This is a genomic window from Streptomyces sp. NPDC034086 (genome assembly GCF_055575515.1).
Window position 1 is genome coordinate 331,308 of record NZ_JBVISM010000001.1, and the last position, 21,211, is coordinate 352,518.

Here is a 21,211-nt window from a genome sequence, read left to right on the forward strand (position 1 = left end):
GCCGGAGCCGCACGGTGAGCCGGCCCCTGCGCGGAGCGGGAGTACGGCCGTGGCCGCGGCGCGACGGCGAAGATACGCGGTCGACGTACGGAGGCCGCTGGATCACGATACGGAGCAGGGGCCGACGACGAGGAGCACGGTGATCACCCAGGGTGTGAAGACCGCGGCACGGTGCGATGCCTGCGGGGGTGTGCTGACACGTGACATCGGCCAGTTCACCGACCGCGGACGCCTGTGGTGGGGGACGGAAGGTGCTTGCGGGTCATGCCCCCTGGGGTGGTGCGAGCAGAGCAGCGGCGGTGAGACTCCTGACGAGATCCGCCAGGCGCTCCTGTCCGAACACGGACCTGCCCGGCTCCTTCTGACCCGGCCCGGGTCAAGTCCGGTCAACGTCCTGCGCGCTCTTCGCGAGGTGCTTGGCGTGACGCTCACGCAGGCAAAGGCCAGGGCAGCCGAGCTGACAGAGACCGGGCTGGTGGGAACCAGGGTCGAGATGGAACTCATCGCCGCCGGGCTGCGGCAGCGCTCAGTCGAGGCGGAGGTGGTTCACGCGGATGCGGGACCCACGGCCTGACGTCCCGGCCGGATCTCGACCGGCGCGCCGAGGCGAGCACCGGCGAGGAGACACCGGCCGGCGTACCGCGACGCCACCGGACCGGCTCCGGGCAAGCCGCGCGGCAGCCGTCTCGACCGGCCGCGGACCGCCCGCCGGGCCGCGGCGTCCGTTCGGGCGGGTGCGCCGGGAGGCGGGGGCGGGCCGGGCGGCAGACGATGGAGGCGTGCAGGTGCCACACGAGCGGGGCCCCGTGAGGGGCGGCCGGGTGAGCGGGGCTCCATGAACGAGCAGGTCCCGGTCGAGGAGCTGATCAGCAGCGCCGCGCAGTCCGCCGGCGGCTGGCTGGGCGCGCTGCCCGTCGCGCTCGTGGCCACCGGTGCCGACGGGACGATCGTGCGCTGGAACCAGGTCGCGCAGGAACTGCTCGGCTACACCCCGCCCCAGATGCTCGGCCGCCACATCGCCGACCTGCTGCACCCGGGCTCCGACCGCAGCCTGGGCCGCTCCCTGTGGGAGGCGGCGGCCTCCGGACGCGGGGTGATGGGCACCGTCACGGCCTGGCACCGCGACGGGCACCCCCTGGAGGTCGAGATCTGGGCCACCCCGGTGTCCGACCGGCAGCACGGCTCGACGGTGCTGGTGTTCGCCGCCGACGCCCACGCGGCCCGGCGCATCCGGGGGTCCTCCGCCGTCTGGGACGGCCTCTTCGCGCGCTCGCCCGTCGGCATCGCCATCCTCGACACCCAGCTGCGGTTCCTCCAGGTCAACGCCGCCCTCGAAGCCATGAACGGGCTGCCCGAGTCGGCGCACGTGGGACGCCGCCTGGCCGAGATCCTCCCCGAGGTGAACGCCCTCGAGATGGAGGAGGCCATGCGGCAGGTCCTGGAGACGGGGGAGCCGGTCCTGGACCGCCGCCGGGTCGGACGGACCCCCTCCCAGCCGGACCACGACCGGGTGTGGTCGTGCTCCTACGTCCGGGTGGAGGACCCCGCCCGGATGCCGATCGGGGTCATCGCCTCCCTCGTCGACATCACCGAGCAGCAGCGCGACCACCTCGAGGCCGAGGCCGGCCGGCGCCGGCTCGCCCTGCTCAGCGAGGCCAGCATCCGCGTCGGCTCCAGCCTGGACCTGGAGCGCACCGCGCAGGAACTCGCCGACCTCGCCGTACCGCGCCTCGCCGACGCCGTCACCGTCGACGTGCTCGACGCCCTGGCCCGCGGCGACGAGCCCGGCATGGGCCTCACCGGCGGGGTGGCCCTGCGCAGGCTCGGCCGGGCACCGCTGTCCGGATCGAAACTGACCGACATCCTCGCCCCCCTCGGCCGCACCCTCACCTTCCCCATGACCGCCCCCTACACCCAGGCCCTCGCCGCCCGGCAGCCCTTCCTCATCGCCCGCCTCGACGAGCAGGCCGTGGCCCCCGCCGCCCGGCACTCGGCCAAACCGGCGCAGCTGCTCACCGCGGGAGTGCACTCGTTCGCCATGGCCCCCCTGGTCGCCAGGGACTCGGTGCTCGGCGTCGCCACCTTCTACCGGACCCGCCCCCTGGGACCGTTCACCGCCGAGGACGTCACCCTCGCCGGGGAACTCGCCGCCCGCGCCGCGCTCAGCATCGACAACGCCCGGCTCTACCACCGCGAGCACGAGACCGCCGTCATCCTCCAGCGCAGCATGCTCCCGCAGCACATCACCCCGCCGCCCGGCATCGAGGTCAGCCACCGCTACCTGCCCGCGAGCGACGTCAACGAGGTCGGCGGCGACTGGTACGACGTCCTGGCCCTGTCCGGCGGCAAGGCGGCCCTGCTGATCGGTGACGTGATGGGCCACGGCATCGCCGCCGCCGCCGTCATGGGCCGGCTCTCCGCCTCCGTACGCTCCCTCTCGCGCCTGGACCTCTCGCCCGTACGGCTACTGCACCAGATGGAAGCCGCGCTCGCCGACCTGGCCGAGCCCATGCTCGCGACCTTCCTCTACATCGTCTGCGACCCGGCCACCGGACGCTGTACCGTCACCCGCGCAGGGCACCCGCCGCCCGCCCTCGCCCTCCCCGACGGCACCGTCCGCCTCCTGGACACCCCGCCCGGCGTCCCGCTGGGCGTCGGCGGGATCGCGTTCACCCCCACCGAGGTGGAGGTGCCCCCGGGCAGCCTCCTCGTGCTCTACACGGACGGACTCATCGAGGCGCGCGGCAGCGACCTCGACGAGCGGCTGAAGGAGCTGACGCAGCTCCTCGCGGATCCCCAGCGCCAGCTGGACCACGTGTGCGACTCGCTGATCACGCACCTCGTCCCGGCGGCGGCCGACGACGACATCGCCCTGATGGTCGCGCGGGTCGGCGGCTGATCCCGGGTCCGGGACCCGGACCGGCGGCCGGAACGGGGACGGGCGGGCCGGGGCCCCGAGGGGCGTGGGGACCCCGGCCGACCGGGTCAGCGCTTGCCGAGGAGCGCGTTCATCCGGGCGATCTCGGCGCTCTGCGAGGTGATGATGGCGGCGGCCATGTCCTTGGCGGGCTGGTACCTGCCGCTGGACCGCTCCTGCCGGGCCATGGCGACGGCGCCCTCGTGGTGCTTGACCATCAGCTCGAGGAACGCGGTGTCGAAGGCCTCGCCGCTGGCCTTCGTGAGCCGGTCCATCTCCTCGGCGGTCATCATCCCGGACGCGGAGTGGCCGCCGTGTCCGCCGTCGTGCGCCGTACCGGCCGGCGGGACGGGCTCGCCCCAGGCGCCGAGCCAGCCGGTCAGGGTCCTGATCTCCGGGTCCTGGGCCTTCTTGATCTCGGCGGCGAGTTCCTTGACCTCCGCCGATCCGGCGCGCGTCGTGGCGAGGCCGGCCATGTCCACCGCCTGCCGGTGGTGCGGGATCATCCCCTGGGCGAACGCGGTGTCGGCGGCGTTGTTCGGGGCCTGCGCGGTGCCGGCGGAGGCCGGTCCGGACGGCTGGGCGGTGGGGGAGGCGGACGTGGACGGGGACGCGGACGCCCCGTCATGGTGGCTGCTGGAGCCGTCGTTCCCACCGCAGGCGGCGAGGACGAGGACGAGGGCGGCGGTGGCGGCCGCGGCCGGCCCGGTGGTGCGGCGGAGCGGGGAACGCGTGACGGTCATGATGGTGTCTCTCCTGTGCTGGGTCGTACGGGATCCTCGGCCGGGTGGAACGCCGGCGGGGGCCGCCCTATACGCGCAGGAGTTGCAGTTCGCCGAGGGACGGGGGCGCGCGGCCGTACGCCGTCGCCCGGAGGACGGTGCCGTGCGCCGCCCGGACCGCGGCGGGGATCCCGCCGGGCGTGGCCGCCGGTGGGTACAGGGCCGGCGGACCGCTGGTCCCCGGTGCCGCGCAGGTGGGGTCGGCGTGCTGGGCGTGCCCGTCGGCGGGGCCGTCGTGCCGGGCGTCGCCCGCGTGGGCGCGGCCACCGTGGCCGGCGGACGGGTGCCCGGCGGCGGAGGCGTGCGCCGCCGCGGGCGCGTGCGCCGCGGCCGGCGGGGCCGCTCCCGGGCCGAGCCCGTGCATGCCGAGGATCCCCGTGAGCACCGCCAGTACGAGGAGCAGCCGGAGGGCCGGCGGGGAGGGCCTCGCCCCGCCCGCGGCCCGCGCGCCCGTGCTCGTACCGGTACCCGTACTCATGGCGGCATCGTAGAGGCCGCCCCGCCATACTCCAAAGGGGTAGGGGGTATGGCGAGCCGCCCTTCGGCTGTGCCGGCGCCGGGCGGCCGCGCGGCGGGAACCGGTCGGGTCAGGCCGCGGTCACCGGGCGGCCGGAGTGGAGTTCCAGCGGGCCGGTGCCTTCGGCCAGGGCGGTCAGGCAGGCCTTGATCTGCCGGCGCAGGCGGGGCTTGACCAGCCCCCGCAGCTCCTCGCGGCGCGCCGTGCGCCACTCCACCAGTTCGGCGGGCGGCAGCCGGACCGCCGCGAGGTCGGCCGGGCCGAGGACCCCGCCCTCGTAGAGGAAGCGGATCCGCGCCGGGTAACCCGTCCGGTGGGTCCAGTCGACGGCGAGGAGGCGGCCGGGGACCCGTTCGAGCCCGGTCTCCTCCCGGACCTCGCGCGCCGCCGCGTCCCGGGGGGTCTCGCCCAGGTCGCTGTCGACGCCGCCGCCCGGCAGCAGCCAGCGGTCCGGCTCGCCGTACCCGGGCCGGACGAGCAGGACCCCGCCGGCCCCGTCGGTGAACACCACGTTGGCGGCGGTGAGGGCCTTGGGCCGGGCGGCGCGGTGGCCGGCGGCGTCGTAACGGCCCGCGTGTTCCAGGGCGGCGCGGTCGGCCGGATCCAGCCCGGCGGGGGAGCCGGGCTGTGGGACGCCGTCGACCAGGTGCGCCACGGAACCGGAGTACAGGGCGGCCAGCCCGGCGCGCAGCCGGGGCGCGAGCCGGCCGGACAGCTGCTCCGCGGCCTCCTCCGGGGTGAGCCAGCGGGCCTCGGCGACCTCGCCGTCCGCGAAGGTGATCCCGTCGACGGCGGCGCGGGCCAGCGGCCCCACGAGGTACACGTGGACCACGATCGAGCGGCCGAGCGCGCCCGGCGGGCAGGAGTCCACGGCCAGCAGCCGGCCGACCGGGACGGAGAGGCCGAGCTCCTCCGCCAGCTCCCGGGCCAGGCCCTCCTCGGGGGTCTCGGTGTCCTCCACCGTGCCGCCGGGCAGTTCGAGGCCGTCCTTGTACGAGGGGGTCAGCACGAGCACCCGCCCGCGCGGGTCCAGCACGATCCCGGTCGCGGCCACGAGCGGGGCGGGCCGGCCGGCGTAGTAGGCGCGCACGGCTTCGGGCGTGGGGCGGTCGGGCACGGCGGCGGCTCCGGGATCGGGGTCGGGCGGGACCGGGTCGTACCGGAATCAGTACCACGTCCCGGGACGGTGGCCCCGCACCACGTTCCCAGGACGGCGTCCGGGCGCGGCGGCGCGGTTTCAGGCCCGTACGAGGAGCAGTCCGCCCATGGTGACCATCGTCGCGGCGACCAGCCCGTCCAGCGCCCGCCAGGCGCCGGGCTTCGCGAGCAGACCGCTGAGCAGCCGGGCGCCGTAGCCGAGGGTGCCGAACCAGACCAGGCTGGCCAGCCCGGCCCCGATGCCGAAGGCCCAGCGCAGATCACCCCGGTCGGCGGCCAGTGAGCCCACCAGCAGCACGGTGTCGAGGTAGACGTGCGGGTTGAGCCAGGTCATGGCGAGGCAGGTGAGCACCGCCGCGCGGGCGGAGCCCGCGGTGGCGCCCTCGGAGCTCAGCGCCGCCCCGGGGACGGGACGCAGCACGCGCCGGGCCGCGAGGATCCCGTAGCAGATCAGGAAGCCGCCCCCGGCGATCCCGACGGCGGTCAGGGCGGCCGGCCAGGCGGTGACGAACGCGCCGACCCCGGCCACGCCCAGGAAGATCAGGACCGCGTCGGAGACGGCGCAGATGGCCACCACCGCCGGCACGGCGTGCCGGCGCGCGCCCTGGCGCAGCACGAAGGCGTTCTGCGCGCCGATCGCGACGATGAGGGAGAGGCCGGTACCGAAACCGGCCAGGAGTGCGGGGGTGATGCCGTTCGTCATGCTCCGACCGTACGGATGGCGTGTCACTGAGTACAGCTAAAGATATTTACGTATCATTAGCGCTCGTGATGGACGATCTTCCCCTGGACCAGGTGCGGACGCTGCTCGCGGTCGTCGACGAAGGCACCTTCGACGCGGCCGCCGCGGCCCTGCACGTGACGCCCTCCGCCGTCAGCCAGCGGGTCAAGGCACTGGAGCAGCGCACCGGGCGGGTCCTGCTGATGCGGACCAAGCCGGTCCGGGCGACGGAGTCGGGCGAGGTGGTCATCCGCTTCGCCCGGCAGCTGGCGCGGCTGGAGCGGGACGCGCGCGCCGAACTCGGGATGGGGACGGCGGAGGGGCTGGGACCGGTCCGGATGCCGATCGCCGTCAACGCGGACTCGCTGGCCACGTGGTTCCTGCCCGCGCTGACCCGCGTGCCGCAGGAGCCGCCGATCTGCTTCGAGCTCCACCGCGAGGACGAGTCCCACACCACCGCCCTGCTGCGGGAGGGGCAGGTCATGGCCGCCGTCACCTCCTCCCCGGACCCGGTGGCCGGGTGCACCGTTCGGGCGCTGGGGCTGGCCCGCTACCTGCCGGTGGCCAGCCCGGACTTCGCCGCCCGGCACCTGACGGGGGCCCCGGCCCGGGACCTGCGGGAGGCTCCGCTGATCGTCTTCGACCGGCGCGACGTCCTCCAGGACGACTTCGTCCGGGCCCTGACCGGCGGCGCCGCGCCGGCCTCGGCCGCGCGGCACCTCGTACCGACCTCGGAGGGTTTCCGGGACGCGGTCGCCGCGGGCCTCGGGTGGGGGCTCGTCCCCGAACCGCAGGCGGAGCCGCTGCTGGAGGCCGGAGCGCTGGTACCGCTCGCCCCGGGCCGGTGGCTGGACGTACCGCTGTACTGGCAGCAGTGGAAGCTCGACTCGCCCGCACTGGCGCTGGTCGCGCGGGTCGTCGCCGAAACGGCCATGGAGGAGCTGCGGCCGGCCTGACCGGACCCGCCCGGCCCCGGCCGCCGGGCCGCGAACCCGACGGACGGGCCCGGCCCGCGGGTGTGGCGGTCCCTGCCCGGGCGTCTGCTGGAAGGAAGAACGAGCCGGGCGAGGACCCGATCGTGGTGAGCGGCTCGGTCTCCGTCGTCCGCCACCTGCTGGCCGCGGGGCTGCTGGACCGCCTCCCGCTGCTCGTCCACCCCGTCGTGCTGGGCGAGGGCATGCGCCTCTTCGAGGAAGGCGGTCCCGCGGTGCCGCTGGAACGGCTCGCCGGCGAGGCCTTCGGCACCGGCGTGCCCAACCTCTTCCACGCCCCCGCCGAGCGGCCCGGCAGCGCCGGCGACCGGGAAGCGAAGACCCCTCTGCCGCGCACCGGAGGCCAGGCGGTCTCTTCCGGATCCTGCCCGACCCGCGCTGCCCGGCACCGCACCCCGCCGCGTCGTCGCGGCACCCGAGGACGTCCGGTCATCGGGAGCCGCTCCGCCTTGCGACGCACGGCACCGGACAACGCGGGCCCAACCGGCAGGATCCGGAAGAGACGGCCTGGGGAGTCCGGCGCGGGGGCGGCCGCCCGGTCCGCCCGCAGGCCGTGCCTCTACGCTTGTGCCCCGTAGATCGTCGGGACGGACGACCGGTCGGGAACGGAGCATGTGGTGCCAGCGGGCCAAACGGGGGAAGCGAACGACGGGGACCTCGTCGGCAAGGTGCTCGGAGGGCGCTACCGGGTGACCTCCGTGGTCGGCCGCGGCGGCATGGGCGTGGTCGCCCGGGCCGTCGACGAACTGCTCGCCCGCGAGGTGGCCGTCAAGGTGCTGCGGGCGTACACCGACTCCAGTGACGCCGAACTGGCCGACCTGCGCACCCGGATGGAGCGCGAGGCGCAGGCCGCCGCCCGCATCCGGCACGAGGGCGTGGTCACCGTCCACGACGTGACCCACGAGCAGGGCCTGCCCGTCATCGTCATGGAGCTGGTCGACGGACCCTCCCTCGACGAGCTGGTGACGCGGCAGGGTGCCCTCGACCCGTACGAGGCCGCCGCGATCGGCGCCAAGCTGATGGACGCGCTCGACGCCGCGCACCGGGCGGGCGTCCTGCACCGGGACGTGAAGCCGGGGAACGTCCTGCTGGAGCGGGGCGGCCGGGTCGTGCTCACGGACTTCGGCATCGCCACGATCGAGTCCTCCGGCGACGAGGCCCTGGCGAAGCTGACCCGCAGCGGTGAGCTGGTCGGCTCGCTCGACTACCTGCCGCCGGAGCGCGCGCAGGGCAGGGAGCCCGGCCCGGCCTCGGACATCTGGTCGCTCGGGATGACCCTCTACGCGGCGGTGGAGGGCCTGTCGCCGTTCCGCCGCACCTCGGTGTGGTCCACGCTGGCCGCGATCGTCGGCGACCCGCTGCCCGAGCCCCGGCGGGCGGGGCCGCTGGCTCCCGTGCTGCGGGAGCTGATGGCGAAGGAGCCGGAGCACCGGCCGACCGCCGAGCGGGCCCGCGCGATGCTGCGGCAGGTGGCCGCGGGCGGCGCCGCCCCCGTGCAGCCGTCCGACCCCGCCCCGTCGGCCCCCGTCCCGTCGGCCCCCGTCCCGCCGTCCCCGTACGCGCCCGCGCCCGCGCCGGTGCCGGGCTTCGGGCCCCCGCTCGCGGCCGGCCCCGGCGCCGTATCGTTTCCGCAGCCCTACGGCCCCACCCCCCGGCCCGGCTTCCCGCCGCAGGGAGCCCCGTCCGGTCAGCCCGTCACGGCCGGCCACCCCGGCTCGACGGCCCTGGACCGCGCGCGGCGCCGCAGCCGTGCGGCGATGGCCGTCGCGGTGGCCGCCGTACTCGCCGCCGGGGGCGTCACCTACGCCGTGACCTCCGGCGGCGGCGAGGGCCGGGGGAGCGCGGCGGCGCCCACACCGGCGCCCGGCGGCTCCCCGGCGCCCGGCGGCCGGCCGGGCGCGGACACCCCGGCCCCCTCGCCCTCCGGCTCGGCGACCCGGGCCACGCCGTCCGCGAGCGCCTCGAAGAAGCCGGGCACGCCCTCGCCGTCCGGGAAGTCCTCCTCGCCCGCCCCGGGCAAGCCCAGCCCCGTGCCGACGGGCTGCGCCGGCTGGACCCACCGGGACCCGACACCGGGCACCTACGGCTACATCTCCGGCGACCACCACCTGCTGGCGGCGCCGTACCAGCAGTGCGCCAAGGGCACCCTGGTCAAGAGCGGCACGAAGCTCTGGTACCACTGCTACATCGTCAACTCGTACGGCAACCAGTGGACGTTCGTGCGCGTGGACGGCACCAACACCACCGGCTGGCTGTACAACCGCGACCTCACCCGCCAGAAGGGCTCCTCCCCGGCGTGCTAGCCCGCGCCGCGCGGGCCGCCGGGAGGGCGGCGGCGAGGAGCGCCCCGGCGCGGGCGCGTGGCGGGCCGTCGGCGGGGCGGTGGCAGACTGGCCGCTGATCCGCCGAAGGAGAGTACGTCCGTGTCCATGTTCAGCAACCTGCGCCGTGCCGTGCGCCGCGGCTACCGGCGGGCCGTCGACCTCAGCCACCCCGCCCGCTCCCCGCTCGGCAGCGCCGTCGTCAACTGCGTGGTCTATCAGGACGGCATCCGCCAGGACGGGTGCGCCGAGGCCGAGGAGGCGCTGCGCAGGGTCCGCAAGACCGGACGGGGCTTCGTCTGGATCGGCCTGCACGAACCCTCGCAGCAGGAGCTCGCCGGGCTCGCCGCCCTCTTCGGCCTGCACCCCCTCGCCGTCGAGGACGCCGTTCACGCGCACCAGCGGCCCAAGGTGGAGCGCTACGACGAGACCCTCTTCGCCGTCTTCAAGACCGTCCGCTACGTCGAGCACGAGGAGCTGACCGCGACCAGCGAGGTGGTGGAGACCGGCGAGCTGATGGCCTTCATCGGCCAGGACTTCGTCATCACCATCCGGCACGGCGGGCGCGGCACCCTCGGCCCCGTCCGCGAGGCCCTCGAAGCCGAGCCGGAGCAGCTGGCCAAGGGACCGGCGGCCGTGCTGCACGCCATGGCGGACCACGTGGTCGACGACTACGTGGCCGTCACGGACGCGGTGCAGAGCGACATGGACGCGGTGGAGACGGCCGTGTTCAGCGACCACGGCGGACGCGGCGACGCGGGCCGGATCTACCAGCTCAAGCGCGAACTCCTCGAGCTGCGCCGGGCGGTGGCCCCGCTCGGCCGTCCGCTCCAGCACCTGGCGACGCAGCCGATACCGGTGATCCCGCCGGAGGTCCGCGCCTACTTCCGCGACGTCGCCGACCACCTGACCCGGGCCACCGAGCAGATCGGCGCCTACGACGGCCTCCTCGACTCGATCCTGCAGGCCCACCTCGCGCAGGTCACGGTCGCCCAGAACGAGGACATGCGCAAGATCACGGCGTGGGCGGCCATAGTGGCCGTGCCCACCATGGTCTGCGGGGTCTACGGCATGAACTTCGAGCACATGCCCGAGCTGCACTGGACGTACGGGTACCCGCTGGTCCTCTGCGTGATGGCGGTCGCCTGTTTCCTCCTCCACCGGGGGTTCCGGCGCAACGGCTGGATCTGACCCACGACGCACCGGCGCGGCACGCCACTCCCGCCGGCCCGTCCCGTCCCGGAAACCCGGGTGAAGCCGGCCGGCCCGCCGCGTAGGGTCCGGTCGACAGCACGGGAACCGAGGGAACGGGCAGGCCGGAGATGCCCTCTGGGAACTGGGCGTGGCCCTCGTGCCGCACCCGAACGTGCCGCACCCAAGGACGTACGCGGCTTCACCGCCGCCGTCGCGGCGCGCAACGCCGCCTCGCGCGCCGCGATCTCCCGTCTCGGTGCGACCGAGGAGGGGATCATGCGGCAGCACACGGTGATGCGGGACGGTCACCTCCGGGACACCGTCGTCCACGCGCTCACCCGCCCCGAGTGCCCCGCGGCGAAGGCCGCCCTGCGCGAGCGCCTGGCGTCCCGGGTGGCCGGCCGCACCGGCTGACGCCGGCCCCGCCCCTGCCGGCACACCCGTCACGGATGTGCTCAACTCCCGTGGAAAACAACGCCTTTGGCCTCGCACGGGTGTCCCGTGATGGCTTGAACGCGGCGGTCGGAGGGCATAAAGCGGGCCCGGCCCCTTCGGGCCGAGGAGCCAGCCGTCGATGCCGTCCTTAGGGGGGACTCGTGCACTACTACGTCGACGTCATCAAGCGCTACGCGGACTTCTCCGGCCGCGCGCGCCGCCAGGAATACTGGATGTTCGTCCTGTGCAGCATCCCGGTCGTGGCCGTGTTCGTCGCGCTCGACTTCGCGCTCGGGAGCTACCCGGTCCTCTTCTACCTCTACAACCTCGGCGTCCTCCTGCCCACGCTGGGGCTCAGCGTCCGCCGCCTCCACGACACCGGCAGGTCCGGCTGGTGGTACCTGGTCGGGCTCGTCCCCTTCGTGGGCTGGATCGGGATGATCGTCCTGATGGCCCTCGAGGGCGACGCCGGACCGAACCAGTACGGAGCGGACCCCAAGCGGCTCACCGCCTGAGGGGCACGACACGACGGCGCCGCCGCCGGCCCCCGGGCCCGTGGCGGCGCCTTTCGCGTTCCCGTGACGCGCGTCTCGCCACGTCTTGCGGAGGGGGCTGTCCGGACAGCCCCGATCACGAGATATCTTGATGTCGAGCAATGTTGCAGACGAGAGACGCAGACTGTGGAGCGGAGCATCCGGTGACTGACTCGACCATCATCTACACGCACACTGACGAGGCCCCGGCCCTCGCGACGTATTCCTTCCTGCCCGTGGTGCAGGCGTACGCGTCGACGGCCGGTGTGAATGTCGAGACCCGTGACATCTCCCTGGCCGGTCGGATCATCGCCGTCTTCCCCGAGTACCTCGAGGAGAGCCAGCGGATCGCCGACGCCCTCGCCGAACTCGGCGAGCTGGCGAAGACCCCCGAAGCCAACATCATCAAGCTGCCGAACATCTCGGCTTCCATCCCGCAGCTCAAGGCCGCCGTCGCCGAGCTCCAGGGCCAGGGCTACGCCCTTCCGGACTACCCGGACGACCCGAAGACCGACGAGGAGCGCGAGATCCGCGCCCGCTACGACAAGGTCAAGGGCAGCGCCGTCAACCCGGTCCTGCGCGAGGGCAACTCCGACCGCCGCGCCCCCGCCTCGGTGAAGAACTACGCCAAGGCCCACCCGCACCGCATGGGCGCCTGGAGCCCCGAGTCGAAGACGAACGTCGCCACCATGGGCGAGAACGACTTCCGCTCCACCGAGAAGTCCGCCGTGATGTCCGAGGCCGGCACGCTGCGCATCGAGCACGTCGCCGCCGACGGCGCCACCACGGTCCTGCGCGAGTCGGTACCCGTCCTCGCCGGTGAGGTCGTGGACGCGTCCGTCATGCACGTCGACGCCCTGCGCACCTTCCTGAACGACCAGATCCAGCGCGCCAAGGCCGAGGGCGTCCTGTTCTCCGTGCACCTCAAGGCCACGATGATGAAGGTCTCCGACCCGATCATCTTCGGCCACGTGGTCCGCGCGTTCTTCCCGAAGACCTTCGCCCGCTACGGCGAGGCCCTCGCCGCCGCCGGCCTGTCCCCCAACGACGGCCTCGGCACCATCCTGAACGGCCTGGGCGCCCTGCCCGACGGCGACGCGATCAAGGCCTCCTTCGACGCCGAGCTCGCCGAGGGCCCGGCCCTCGCGATGGTCGACTCCGACAAGGGCATCACCAACCTGCACGTGCCGTCCGACGTCATCGTCGACGCCTCCATGCCGGCCATGATCCGCACCTCCGGCCACATGTGGGGCCCGGACGGCGCCGAGGCCGACACCCTCGCCGTCCTCCCGGACAGCAGCTACGCGGGCGTCTACCAGGCCGTCGTCGAGGACTGCCGCGCCCACGGCGCCTTCGACCCGGCCACCATGGGCTCGGTGCCGAACGTCGGCCTGATGGCCCAGAAGGCCGAGGAGTACGGCAGCCACGACAAGACCTTCGAGATCGCCGCCGCGGGCACCGTCCGCGTCGTCGACGCCGCGGGCAACGTCGTCATCGAGCAGGAGGTCGCCGCCGGCGACATCTTCCGCGCCTGCCAGACCAAGGACCTGCCGATCCAGGACTGGGTCAAGCTCGCCGTCACCCGCGCCCGCGCCACCGGCTCCCCGGCCGTCTTCTGGCTCGACGAGACCCGTGCCCACGACGCGCAGCTGATCGCCAAGGTCAAGACGTACCTCGCGGAGCACGACACCGAGGGCCTGACCATCGAGATCCTCTCCCCGGTCGAGGCCACGAAGTACTCCCTGGAGCGCATCCGCCGCGGCGAGGACACCATCTCGGTGACCGGCAACGTGCTGCGCGACTACCTGACCGACCTCTTCCCGATCCTGGAGCTGGGCACCAGCGCCAAGATGCTGTCGGTCGTCCCGCTGATGGCGGGCGGCGGCCTCTTCGAGACCGGCGCCGGCGGCTCCGCCCCGAAGCACGTCCAGCAGCTGGTCAAGGAGAACTACCTGCGCTGGGACAGCCTCGGCGAGTTCTTCGCCCTGGCCGCGAGCTTCGAGCACCTCGCCACCACCACCGGCAACGCCCACGCCCAGGTCCTGGCCGACACCCTGGACCGCGCCACCGGCACCTTCCTCAACGAGGACAAGTCGCCGACCCGTCGCCTCGGCGGCATCGACAACCGCGGCAGCCACTTCTACCTCGCCATGTACTGGGCGCAGGAGCTGTCGCGCCAGATCGACGACCCGAAGCTGGCCGCCGCCTTCGAGCCGCTCGCCAAGACGCTGGCCGAGCGGGAGCAGACCATCGTCTCCGAGCTCAACGCGGTGCAGGGCTCCCCGGCCGACATCGGCGGGTACTACCAGCCCGACCCGGCCAAGGCCGCCAAGGTGATGCGTCCCTCCGAGACGCTGAACCAGGCGCTCGCCCTCCTGGGCTGACGCCGACGGCAGTAGGCAGTACGCGTTCCGCCCCGGCCGGCCCCGTGCCCGGCCGGGGCGGACCCGTATCCGGACCCGGGGCCCGGATACCGGATACCGGATACCGGACCCGGGCCCGGTGGGCGGCGGCGCCGGTCAGAGCCGGTAGACCAGGCCCTGGCCCACGGCGAGCGGATGCCGGCCGGCGGCCAGGACGCGCGGCCCGGGCGCGGCGGCGAGCGGCTCCCGCAGCCAGGCCAGCGCCTCCGGTCCGAGCCGGTCGCTGCCGTCCAGGACCAGCAGCACGTCCCGCTCCGCCGGCCAGGAGGCCGCGTCGGCCGTTCCGCACGGCAGGAAGGACGTCCCCGGTACGCGGCCCAGCGCGGCCACGAGGCCGCGTACGCCGCCGTCCGGGCTGACCGTGACCAGCGCGGCGCCGTCGCGGAAGTGGGACGAGAGCCGCCGGGCGACGTCCCGCACCAGCAGGCTCCGCGCCTCCTGGAAAGGGCCCGTCACCGCGCCCGGCTCCCGGGGAACGGTTGTCCGCGCGGCGGTAATCCGCTCTACTGCTGAACAGCCCCGGCGGCGGGGCGTGTCCAGGGGAGGGATCCAGATGACAGGGCACCGGCACGGACCCCCGTCCCACCGGCTCCGCTCGCGTCCGCCCGGGCGCCGGCTCGCCCTGCTGGTCACGGCCTTCCTGCTCGCCGGCGTCTGCGTCGCGGCCGGCGTCGCCTGGAACCCCTTCACGGCCGCGGCCGGCCAGGACGTCGCCCGGCCCGCCCCCGCCGGGCCCGCCTCCACCGGACCCGACGCCCCCGTCCCTTCCTCCACCGGACCGGGCGCGGGGCACGAGGACCGGACACCGCCCCCCGTGGGGACCGCGGCCCCTACCGGCACCGCCGCCGCGGCCCGCCCGCCCGGGGCCCTGCCCTTCGACCTGCCCGCACCCGCCGCGCTGCGCTCGGCCGCCGGCGGACGCAAGCTGGTGTTCGCCCACTACTTCACCCCGTACCCGCTCTCCCTGGACAACGCGAGCGCCGAAACCGACTACTACACCCGCCACTACCTCGACCCCCGGGGCGAGAACGGCAAGCACCAGCGGTACGGCGGCCTGCTGCGCGACCGCCCGCTGCCCGTCCCGCCGAAGGACGGCGACTGGGAGTACGCCAACCTCCAGCAGGAGGTCCGCACCGCCCGGAACGCGGGCATCGACGGCTTCACCCTCGACCTGCTCTCCCTCTCCGGGAAGAACTGGGAGCGCGCGGGGCTGCTGATGCGGGCCGCCCACGCGGTCGACCCCGCCTTCAAGGTCATGCTGATGCCCGACATGACCTCCCTGGACACCGACGACCCCGCCGTGGTCGCCGGGGCCCTGGCCGCCCTGGGCGGGCACCCGGCCGCGCACCGGCTCGACGACGGCCGGCTCGTCGTGTCGCCGTTCAAGGCCGAGCAGAAGAGCGCCGACTGGTGGCGCCGCGTCCTGGACCGGCTGAGGTCGAGTCACGGGATCCGCACCGCCTTCGTCCCCCTCTTCCTCGACTTCGGCCCGCACCACGAAGCCTTCGCACCCATCAGCCACGGGTTCTCCGAGTGGGGCAGCCGCAGCTACGCGGGCCAGGAGGGGACCACCGCCGACGTCCGGCGGGCGCACGAGCGGGGCAAGATCTGGATGCAGCCCGTCTCCGTGCAGGACGCCCGCCCGAACCAGGGCGTCTACGACGAGGCGGGCAACACGGCCACCCTGCGCGCCACGTGGACCCACGCCATCGAGGACGGCGCCGACTGGGTCCAGCTGACCACCTGGAACGACTACTCCGAGGGCAGCCAGTTCGCCCCGTCCCGGAACAACGGCCACGCCTACCTGGACCTCACCTCCTACTACCTGACCCGCTTCAAGACCGGCGGCTGGCCCCCGATCGTCCGGGACACCCTCTACCTCACCGGCCGCACCCAGTTCGCGGCCGCCGACCCGACCGGCGACCAGTCGCTGGTGATGTCCCTGCGCAGGGGCAGCGCCGCCGCCCGGGACGCGGTCGAGGTGCTCAGCTTCCTGACGGAGCCCGCGACCGTCCGCAGCGTCGTCGGCTCCGCCGCGCGGGAGCACCGGGCCCCGGCCGGCGTCCACGCCGAACTGCTCCCGCTGCGTCCGGGCACCAGCGCGGCGGAGGTGGTCCGCGCCGGGAAGGCCGCCGTACGGGTGGAACTGCCGTACCCCGTGGACCACCGCGTACCGGTGCAGGACCTCCAGTACTACGCGGCGACCAGCGGCCGCCCGGGCTGACGGGACGGGCGGGAGCGCCCGCCACCGGGGGACCGGCCGCCACCGCGGGACCGGCCGCCACCGCGGGACCGGCCACGCCCGGGGGTCGGCCCGCGGCCGGGCAGGCCAATTCGGCCCAGGCGGCCCTTCCGCCGCCGCGCGCGAGCCCGCATGCTCCGGGTGCGGGCCGCGGAGCCCGCACCCGACTCGTCCCGTCCGGAGGTACCCGTGCCCGCGCCGTCCACCCCCTCCGCCCCGCCCGCCTTCCCCGGCGGCCCCGGCCTCTTCCGGCTGGACCCCGCCGTCGCCCACCTCAACCACGGCTCCTACGGCGCGGTCCCGCTGCCCGTCCACGAGGCGCAGGAGGCCCTGCGGACCGAGGCCCACGCCGACCCCGACGCCTTCTTCCACGGCCTCCCCGACCGGCTGGCCGGCGCCCGCGCGCGGATCGCGGCCCGGCTGGGCACCGACCCCGAGGGCCTCGCGTTCGTCTCCAACGCCACCGAGGGCGCCAACCTGGCGTTCGAAGCCATCCCGCTGGCCGAGGGCGACGAGGTCCTCGCCACCGACCACGGCTACGGCACCGTCACCGCGGCCGCCGCCCGCCGCGCCCGCGTGACCACCGTCGCCCTCGACCCGCACCTGCCCGACGAGGACGCCGTACGCGAGACCGTGCTGGCCGCGCTCACCCCCCGCACCAAGGTGGCCCTGCTCGACCACGTCAGCTCGCCCACCGCCCGCCTCATCGCCGGCCCCCGGCTCCTCGCCGAGCTCTCCGCCCGCGGCGTCACCACCGTCGTCGACGGCGCCCACACCCCGGGCATGCTGGCCGCACCCGTCCCCGCCGGCGCCGACTTCTGGTTCGGGAACCTCCACAAATGGGGCTACGCGCCCTCCGGCACCGCCCTCCTCGCCGTGGCCCCCGCCCACCGGGCCCGGGTCCGTTCCTTCTCCCCGTCCTGGCAGGACCACCACGGCTTCCCGCGCTCCGTCGAGTTCCGCGCCACCGCCGACTACACCGGCTGGCTGGCCGCCCCCGAGGGCCTCGACCTCATCGAACGGCTCGGCGCCGACCGGGTCCGCGCCCACAACAGCGCCCTCGCCGCCTACGGGGCGGACCTGCTCGCCGGGGTCCCCGGCCTGACCCCGCTCCCGCACACCCCGGGCGTGGCCATGCGGTCGCTGCTGCTGCCGCCCGGCACCGCCGAGACCCAGGACGCAGCCGCGGCCATGCGCGAGGAACTCGCGGCGAAGCTCCGCATCCGCGTGCTGGTCTGGGCACGGCCGGGCGGCGGCGGCATCCGGGTCTGCGGGCAGCTCTACAACCGGGCCGAGGAGTACGAGCGCCTCGCCGCGGCCCTGCCCGGCTTCCTCAGGGGCGCCTGAGCAGGTAGGTGTCCATGATCCAGCCCTTGCGGGCCCGGGCCTCGGTCCGCAGCTCCTCGATGCGGCCCGCGACCTCGGCCAGCTCCCCCTGGACCAGGATCTCGTCCGGCGTGCCGACGTAGGCACCCCAGTAGATGTAGAGGTCCTGGTCCAGGTGGGCGGTGAAGGCGTGCCGGGCGTCCAGCATCACCACCACGTCGTCCACGTCCTGCGGCCAGCCCTCCGCGAGCCGGCGGCCGGTGGTGATCTGGACCGGCCGCCCGACCCGGTTCAGATTGGTCCGGTGCCTGGCCAGCAGCGCCGACACGCTGCTGATGCCGGGCACCACCTCGTGCTCGAACGCCACCCGGCCGTGCTCCAGCACCTCGTCGAGGATCGCCAGCGTGGAGTCGTACAGCGAGGGGTCGCCCCACACCAGGAAGGCCCCGGTCTCGCCCTCCGCGAGATCCTCCGCGATGAACCGCTCGAAGATCTCGGCCCGCGCGCTGCGCCAGCCGTCGACGGTCGGGGTGTAGTCGGCGGGGGTGCGGTCCCGGTCCGGGTCGCGGCCCTCCACCAGCCGGTGCCCGGGACGGGCGTGCGCGTCGAGCATCGCCCGCCGCAGACCCGTCAGGTCCGACTTCTCCTCCCCCTTCTCCAGGATGAGGAATGCGTCCGCCGCGCCGATCGCCCGGACCGCCTGGAGGGTCAGGTGGTCAGGGTCGCCCGCGCCTATGCCGATGACTGAGAACTTCTTCACCGGGCTATTGTGCCCATCATGCGCGCCGCCCTGTTCGTCACCTGCGTCAACGACGCGCTGTACCCCCGGACCGGCATCGCCGTCGTACGGCTGCTGGAGCGCCTCGGGGTCGAAGTGGACTTCCCAGCCGCCCAGAGCTGCTGCGGCCAGCCCCAGTACAACACCGGGTACCGCCACGAGGCCGAGCCGCTGCTGCGCCGCACCGCCGAGGCCTTCGCCGGCCACGACCACGTGGTCACCCCCTCCGGCTCCTGCGCCGCCATGATCCGCGAGCACTACCCCCGCATCGGCCGCAAGGCCGCCGAGGAGGGGCGGGGGAACGCGCTGGCGGAGCTCGCGGAGGGCCTCGTACCGCGCGTCCACGAACTGACCGAGTTCCTCGTGGACGTCCTCGGGGTCACCGACGTCGGCGCGTACTTCCCGCACACCGTCACCTACCACCCCTCCTGTCACGGCCTGCGCTCCCTCGGCCTCGGCGAACGCCCCCGCCGGCTGCTGGCCGCCGTCAAGGGCCTCGAACTGGTCGAGCTGCCCGGTGCCGAGGAGTGCTGCGGCTTCGGCGGCACCTTCGCCGTGAAGAACCCCGACGTGTCCGCCGCGATGGGCGCCGACAAGACCGCGGCCGCCCGGGCCACCGGCGCCGAGGTGCTGTGCGGGGCCGACAACTCCTGCCTCGCCCACCTCGGCGGCATCCTCCACCGTGCCGGGGACCCCCTGCGCACCCTGCACCTCGCCGAGATCCTGGCCGCCACGGAGGAGGACCCCCTGCCATGACCGGTACGCACCTGGGCATGCCCGCCTTCCCGCCGTTCCCCGCCGCCGCCCGCGAGGCCGTACGGGACGGCGTACTGCGCGCCAACCTCCGGCACGCCACCCACACCATCCGCGACAAACGGGCCCGCGCCGTCGCCGAACTCGCCGACTGGGAGGGCCTGCGCGCGGCGGGCAAGGCCCTCAAGGAGCACACCCTGCGCCACCTCGACCGCTACCTGCTCCAGCTGGAGGCGGCCGTCACCGCGGCCGGCGGCACCGTGCACTGGGCCGTCGACGCCGACGAGGCCAACCGGATCGTCATCGGCCTGGTCCGCGCCACCGGGGAGCGGGAGGTGGTCAAGGTCAAGTCCATGGCCACCCAGGAGACCGGCCTCAACGAAGCCCTGGAAGCCGCCGGGATCGCCGCCTACGAGACCGACCTCGCCGAACTCATCGTCCAGCTGGCCCACGACCGGCCCTCGCACATCCTCGTCCCCGCCATCCACCGCAACCGCGGGGAGATCCGCGACCTCTTCCGCTCCGAGATGGCCGCCTGGGGCCGGCCGGCCCCCGAAGGACTCGGCGACGACCCGAGGGAACTCGCCGAAGCGGCCCGCCTCCACCTGCGCGAGAAGTTCCTGCGCGCCAAAGTGGCCGTCTCCGGCGCCAACTTCATGGTCGCCGAGACCGGCACGATGGTCGTCCTCGAGTCCGAGGGCAACGGCCGCATGTGCCTGACCCTGCCCGACACCCTCATCTCGGTCGTCGGCATCGAGAAGGTCGTCCCCACCTTCCGCGACCTGGAGGTCTTCCTCCAGACCCTGCCGCGTTCGTCCACCGCCGAACGGATGAACCCGTACACCACCATGTGGACCGGAACGGGACCGTCGCACGGGGCCGACGGCGACGGCCCCTCCGCCTTCCACCTCGTCCTCCTCGACAACGGCCGCACCGACACCCTCGCCGACGAGACCGGCCGCCAGGCCCTGCGCTGCATCCGCTGCTCCGCCTGCCTGAACGTCTGCCCCGTCTACGAACGCGCCGGGGGCCACGCCTACGGCTCCGTGTACCCCGGCCCCATCGGCGCCGTCCTCAGCCCCCAACTCCGCGGCACCGGCAGCGCCGTCGACGCCAGCCTGCCCTACGCCTCCACCCTGTGCGGGGCCTGCTACGAGGTCTGCCCCGTCGCCATCGACATCCCCGAGGTCCTCGTCCACCTCCGCGAACGCGTCGTCCAGGGCGGGCCCGTGACCCGCGACGGCGTCCGCGTACGGATCCGGCCCGCGCACGGCCACACCGCCGAACGGGCCGCCCTGCGCGCCGCCCGGCTCCTCCTCGACCGCCCCGGCGCACTGCGGGCGGGGGAGCGGCTGCTGTCCCGCGCCCGCCGGCTGCGCCCGCGCCGGCTGCCGGGCCCGGGCCGCGCCTGGACCGACACCCGCGAACTGCCCGAGATCCCCGCGGAACCCTTCCGCGACTGGTGGACCCGCGAACGGGGGAGCCGACCGTGAGCAGCAAGGACCGCATCCTGGCCCGCATCCGCAGGGCCGCCTCCGGCCCGGACCCCGCCGTCCCCCGCGACTACCTCCGCGTCCACGGCACCCGCACCCCGGCCGAGAGCGCCGACCTGCTCGCCGCCCACCTCACCGAGTACCGGGCGAGGGTCCACCGCACCGACGACGACGGCCTCCCGCCGCTGCTCGCGCGGCTGCTCGCCGAGCGCGGCGCCCGCACGGTCCTGGTCCCGCCCGCCCTGCCCCCGCACTGGCTCTCCGCCGCGGACCCGGCCCTCGTCCACGACCGCGCGGACTCCACCCCGTACGACCTGGACCGCGTCGACAGCGTGGTCACCGGCTGCGCCCTGGCCGTCGCCGAAACCGGCACCCTCGTCCTCGACGGCGGTCCCGACCAGGGCCGGCGGCGCATCACCCTGATCCCGGACCACCACGTCTGCGTGGTCCGCGTCCCGGACCAGGTCGTGGACTCCGTCCCGCAGGCCCTCGAACGCCTCGACCCCGCCCGCCCGCTGACCTGGATCTCCGGACCCTCGGCCACCAGCGACATCGAACTGGACCGGGTGGAAGGCGTGCACGGCCCCCGCACCCTGGAAGTCGTCCTCCTCGGCGCACAATAGGCC

General features: G+C 74.7%; 20 protein-coding genes. 14 read left to right on the forward strand and 6 right to left on the reverse strand.

Annotated elements, in window-relative coordinates:
• Positions 1-421 precede the first annotated feature (421 nt).
• Both ACZ514_RS01540 and ACZ514_RS01545 read left to right on the forward strand, forming a co-directional pair.
• Complete coding sequence (locus tag ACZ514_RS01540; RefSeq protein WP_468174410.1) at positions 422-574, forward strand: hypothetical protein; 153 nt, start codon at positions 422-424, stop codon at positions 572-574.
• 261 nt (positions 575-835) lie between these two features.
• Entirely contained in the window at positions 836-2,899 is a 2,064-nt protein-coding gene (locus ACZ514_RS01545; RefSeq protein ID WP_468174408.1) for a SpoIIE family protein phosphatase, read from the forward strand.
• 86 nt (positions 2,900-2,985) lie between these two features.
• Here ACZ514_RS01545 and ACZ514_RS01550 read toward each other — a convergent pair whose 3' ends face one another.
• The 4 genes from ACZ514_RS01550 to ACZ514_RS01565 all read right to left on the reverse strand — a co-directional run bounded on the left by ACZ514_RS01550 (position 2,986) and on the right by ACZ514_RS01565 (position 6,077).
• Positions 2,986-3,660, reverse strand: coding sequence for a DUF305 domain-containing protein (locus tag ACZ514_RS01550; RefSeq protein WP_469123790.1), 675 nt, complete (start codon positions 3,658-3,660; stop codon positions 2,986-2,988).
• Between the two features lie 67 nt (positions 3,661-3,727).
• Positions 3,728-4,177 (reverse strand): DUF6153 family protein, encoded by a 450-nt coding sequence (locus ACZ514_RS01555; protein ID WP_469123791.1) that lies wholly within the window; start codon positions 4,175-4,177, stop codon positions 3,728-3,730.
• 109 nt (positions 4,178-4,286) lie between these two features.
• Positions 4,287-5,333 carry an NUDIX domain-containing protein gene (locus ACZ514_RS01560; protein WP_469123792.1) on the reverse strand — a complete coding sequence of 349 codons (1,047 nt, stop codon included), beginning with the start codon at positions 5,331-5,333 and terminating at the stop codon, positions 4,287-4,289.
• A 120-nt stretch (positions 5,334-5,453) separates the two neighbouring features.
• Complete coding sequence (locus tag ACZ514_RS01565; protein WP_468174400.1) at positions 5,454-6,077, reverse strand: LysE/ArgO family amino acid transporter; 624 nt, start codon at positions 6,075-6,077, stop codon at positions 5,454-5,456.
• Positions 6,078-6,145: 68 nt separating this feature from the next.
• Here ACZ514_RS01565 and ACZ514_RS01570 point away from each other — a divergent pair, with 68 nt between their 5' ends.
• The 7 genes from ACZ514_RS01570 (at position 6,146) to ACZ514_RS01600 (ending at position 13,954) form a co-directional block, all read left to right on the forward strand.
• Complete coding sequence (locus ACZ514_RS01570) at positions 6,146-7,051, forward strand: LysR family transcriptional regulator ArgP (protein ID WP_469123793.1); 906 nt, start codon at positions 6,146-6,148, stop codon at positions 7,049-7,051.
• A 62-nt stretch (positions 7,052-7,113) separates the two neighbouring features.
• Positions 7,114-7,665, forward strand: coding sequence for a dihydrofolate reductase family protein (locus ACZ514_RS01575; protein ID WP_469123794.1), 552 nt, complete (start codon positions 7,114-7,116; stop codon positions 7,663-7,665).
• 39 nt (positions 7,666-7,704) lie between these two features.
• Positions 7,705-9,390, forward strand: a complete 1,686-nt coding sequence (locus ACZ514_RS01580; RefSeq protein ID WP_469123795.1) for a serine/threonine-protein kinase — start codon at positions 7,705-7,707, stop codon at positions 9,388-9,390.
• A 126-nt stretch (positions 9,391-9,516) separates the two neighbouring features.
• On the forward strand, positions 9,517-10,599 hold the full coding sequence (corA, locus tag ACZ514_RS01585) for a magnesium/cobalt transporter CorA (RefSeq protein WP_468163369.1): 1,083 nt from the start codon (positions 9,517-9,519) through the stop codon (positions 10,597-10,599).
• 279 nt (positions 10,600-10,878) lie between these two features.
• Positions 10,879-11,016 (forward strand): hypothetical protein, encoded by a 138-nt coding sequence (locus ACZ514_RS01590; RefSeq protein ID WP_469123796.1) that lies wholly within the window; start codon positions 10,879-10,881, stop codon positions 11,014-11,016.
• A gap of 182 nt (positions 11,017-11,198) precedes the next feature.
• Positions 11,199-11,552, forward strand: coding sequence for a DUF805 domain-containing protein (locus tag ACZ514_RS01595; RefSeq protein WP_468163293.1), 354 nt, complete (start codon positions 11,199-11,201; stop codon positions 11,550-11,552).
• 182 nt (positions 11,553-11,734) lie between these two features.
• A complete protein-coding gene (locus tag ACZ514_RS01600; protein WP_469123797.1) occupies positions 11,735-13,954 on the forward strand; it encodes an NADP-dependent isocitrate dehydrogenase in 2,220 nt (739 codons plus the stop codon).
• 135 nt (positions 13,955-14,089) lie between these two features.
• Here the strand turns inward: ACZ514_RS01600 and ACZ514_RS01605 are convergent, their stop codons facing one another.
• Positions 14,090-14,449 (reverse strand): hypothetical protein, encoded by a 360-nt coding sequence (locus tag ACZ514_RS01605; RefSeq protein WP_469123798.1) that lies wholly within the window; start codon positions 14,447-14,449, stop codon positions 14,090-14,092.
• A gap of 97 nt (positions 14,450-14,546) precedes the next feature.
• On the opposite strand from ACZ514_RS01605, the gene ACZ514_RS01610 reads away from it, so the two are divergent.
• Both ACZ514_RS01610 and ACZ514_RS01615 read left to right on the forward strand, forming a co-directional pair.
• Positions 14,547-16,217 carry a glycoside hydrolase family 71 protein gene (locus ACZ514_RS01610; RefSeq protein ID WP_469123799.1) on the forward strand — a complete coding sequence of 557 codons (1,671 nt, stop codon included), beginning with the start codon at positions 14,547-14,549 and terminating at the stop codon, positions 16,215-16,217.
• Positions 16,218-16,424: 207 nt separating this feature from the next.
• Positions 16,425-17,582 (forward strand): aminotransferase class V-fold PLP-dependent enzyme, encoded by a 1,158-nt coding sequence (locus ACZ514_RS01615; protein ID WP_469123800.1) that lies wholly within the window; start codon positions 16,425-16,427, stop codon positions 17,580-17,582.
• On the opposite strand, the gene cobF is transcribed toward ACZ514_RS01615, so the two are convergent.
• Positions 17,569-18,321: a precorrin-6A synthase (deacetylating) gene (gene cobF, locus ACZ514_RS01620; protein WP_468695417.1), complete on the reverse strand. Its 753-nt coding sequence runs from the start codon at positions 18,319-18,321 to the stop codon at positions 17,569-17,571. The two genes, ACZ514_RS01615 and cobF, sit on opposite strands and share 14 nt — an antisense overlap.
• A gap of 18 nt (positions 18,322-18,339) precedes the next feature.
• On the opposite strand from cobF, the gene ACZ514_RS01625 reads away from it, so the two are divergent.
• The 3 genes from ACZ514_RS01625 to ACZ514_RS01635 are packed head-to-tail and all read left to right on the forward strand — an operon-like array spanning position 18,340 to position 21,208.
• Complete coding sequence (locus tag ACZ514_RS01625) at positions 18,340-19,095, forward strand: (Fe-S)-binding protein (protein WP_468163281.1); 756 nt, start codon at positions 18,340-18,342, stop codon at positions 19,093-19,095.
• Positions 19,092-20,585 carry a lactate utilization protein B gene (locus tag ACZ514_RS01630; protein WP_469123801.1) on the forward strand — a complete coding sequence of 498 codons (1,494 nt, stop codon included), beginning with the start codon at positions 19,092-19,094 and terminating at the stop codon, positions 20,583-20,585. The genes ACZ514_RS01625 and ACZ514_RS01630 overlap by 4 nt, the downstream gene beginning before the upstream one ends.
• Positions 20,582-21,208, forward strand: coding sequence for a LutC/YkgG family protein (locus ACZ514_RS01635; RefSeq protein WP_468163277.1), 627 nt, complete (start codon positions 20,582-20,584; stop codon positions 21,206-21,208). Before ACZ514_RS01630 ends, ACZ514_RS01635 begins: the two co-directional genes overlap by 4 nt.
• Positions 21,209-21,211: the final 3 nt, after the last annotated feature.

Coding starts and splice junctions, on each gene's coding strand:
- ACZ514_RS01545 (WP_468174408.1), top strand. CDS start 836: ATGAACGAGCAGGTCCCGGTCGAGGAGCTGATCAGCAGCGCCGCGCAG.
- ACZ514_RS01550 (WP_469123790.1), bottom strand. CDS start 3,660: ATGACCGTCACGCGTTCCCCGCTCCGCCGCACCACCGGGCCGGCCGCG.
- ACZ514_RS01555 (WP_469123791.1), bottom strand. CDS start 4,177: ATGAGTACGGGTACCGGTACGAGCACGGGCGCGCGGGCCGCGGGCGGG.
- ACZ514_RS01565 (WP_468174400.1), bottom strand. CDS start 6,077: ATGACGAACGGCATCACCCCCGCACTCCTGGCCGGTTTCGGTACCGGC.
- ACZ514_RS01570 (WP_469123793.1), top strand. CDS start 6,146: ATGGACGATCTTCCCCTGGACCAGGTGCGGACGCTGCTCGCGGTCGTC.
- corA (WP_468163369.1), top strand. CDS start 9,517: ATGTTCAGCAACCTGCGCCGTGCCGTGCGCCGCGGCTACCGGCGGGCC.
- ACZ514_RS01590 (WP_469123796.1), top strand. CDS start 10,879: ATGCGGCAGCACACGGTGATGCGGGACGGTCACCTCCGGGACACCGTC.
- ACZ514_RS01610 (WP_469123799.1), top strand. CDS start 14,547: ATGACAGGGCACCGGCACGGACCCCCGTCCCACCGGCTCCGCTCGCGT.
- ACZ514_RS01625 (WP_468163281.1), top strand. CDS start 18,340: ATGCGCGCCGCCCTGTTCGTCACCTGCGTCAACGACGCGCTGTACCCC.
- ACZ514_RS01630 (WP_469123801.1), top strand. CDS start 19,092: ATGACCGGTACGCACCTGGGCATGCCCGCCTTCCCGCCGTTCCCCGCC.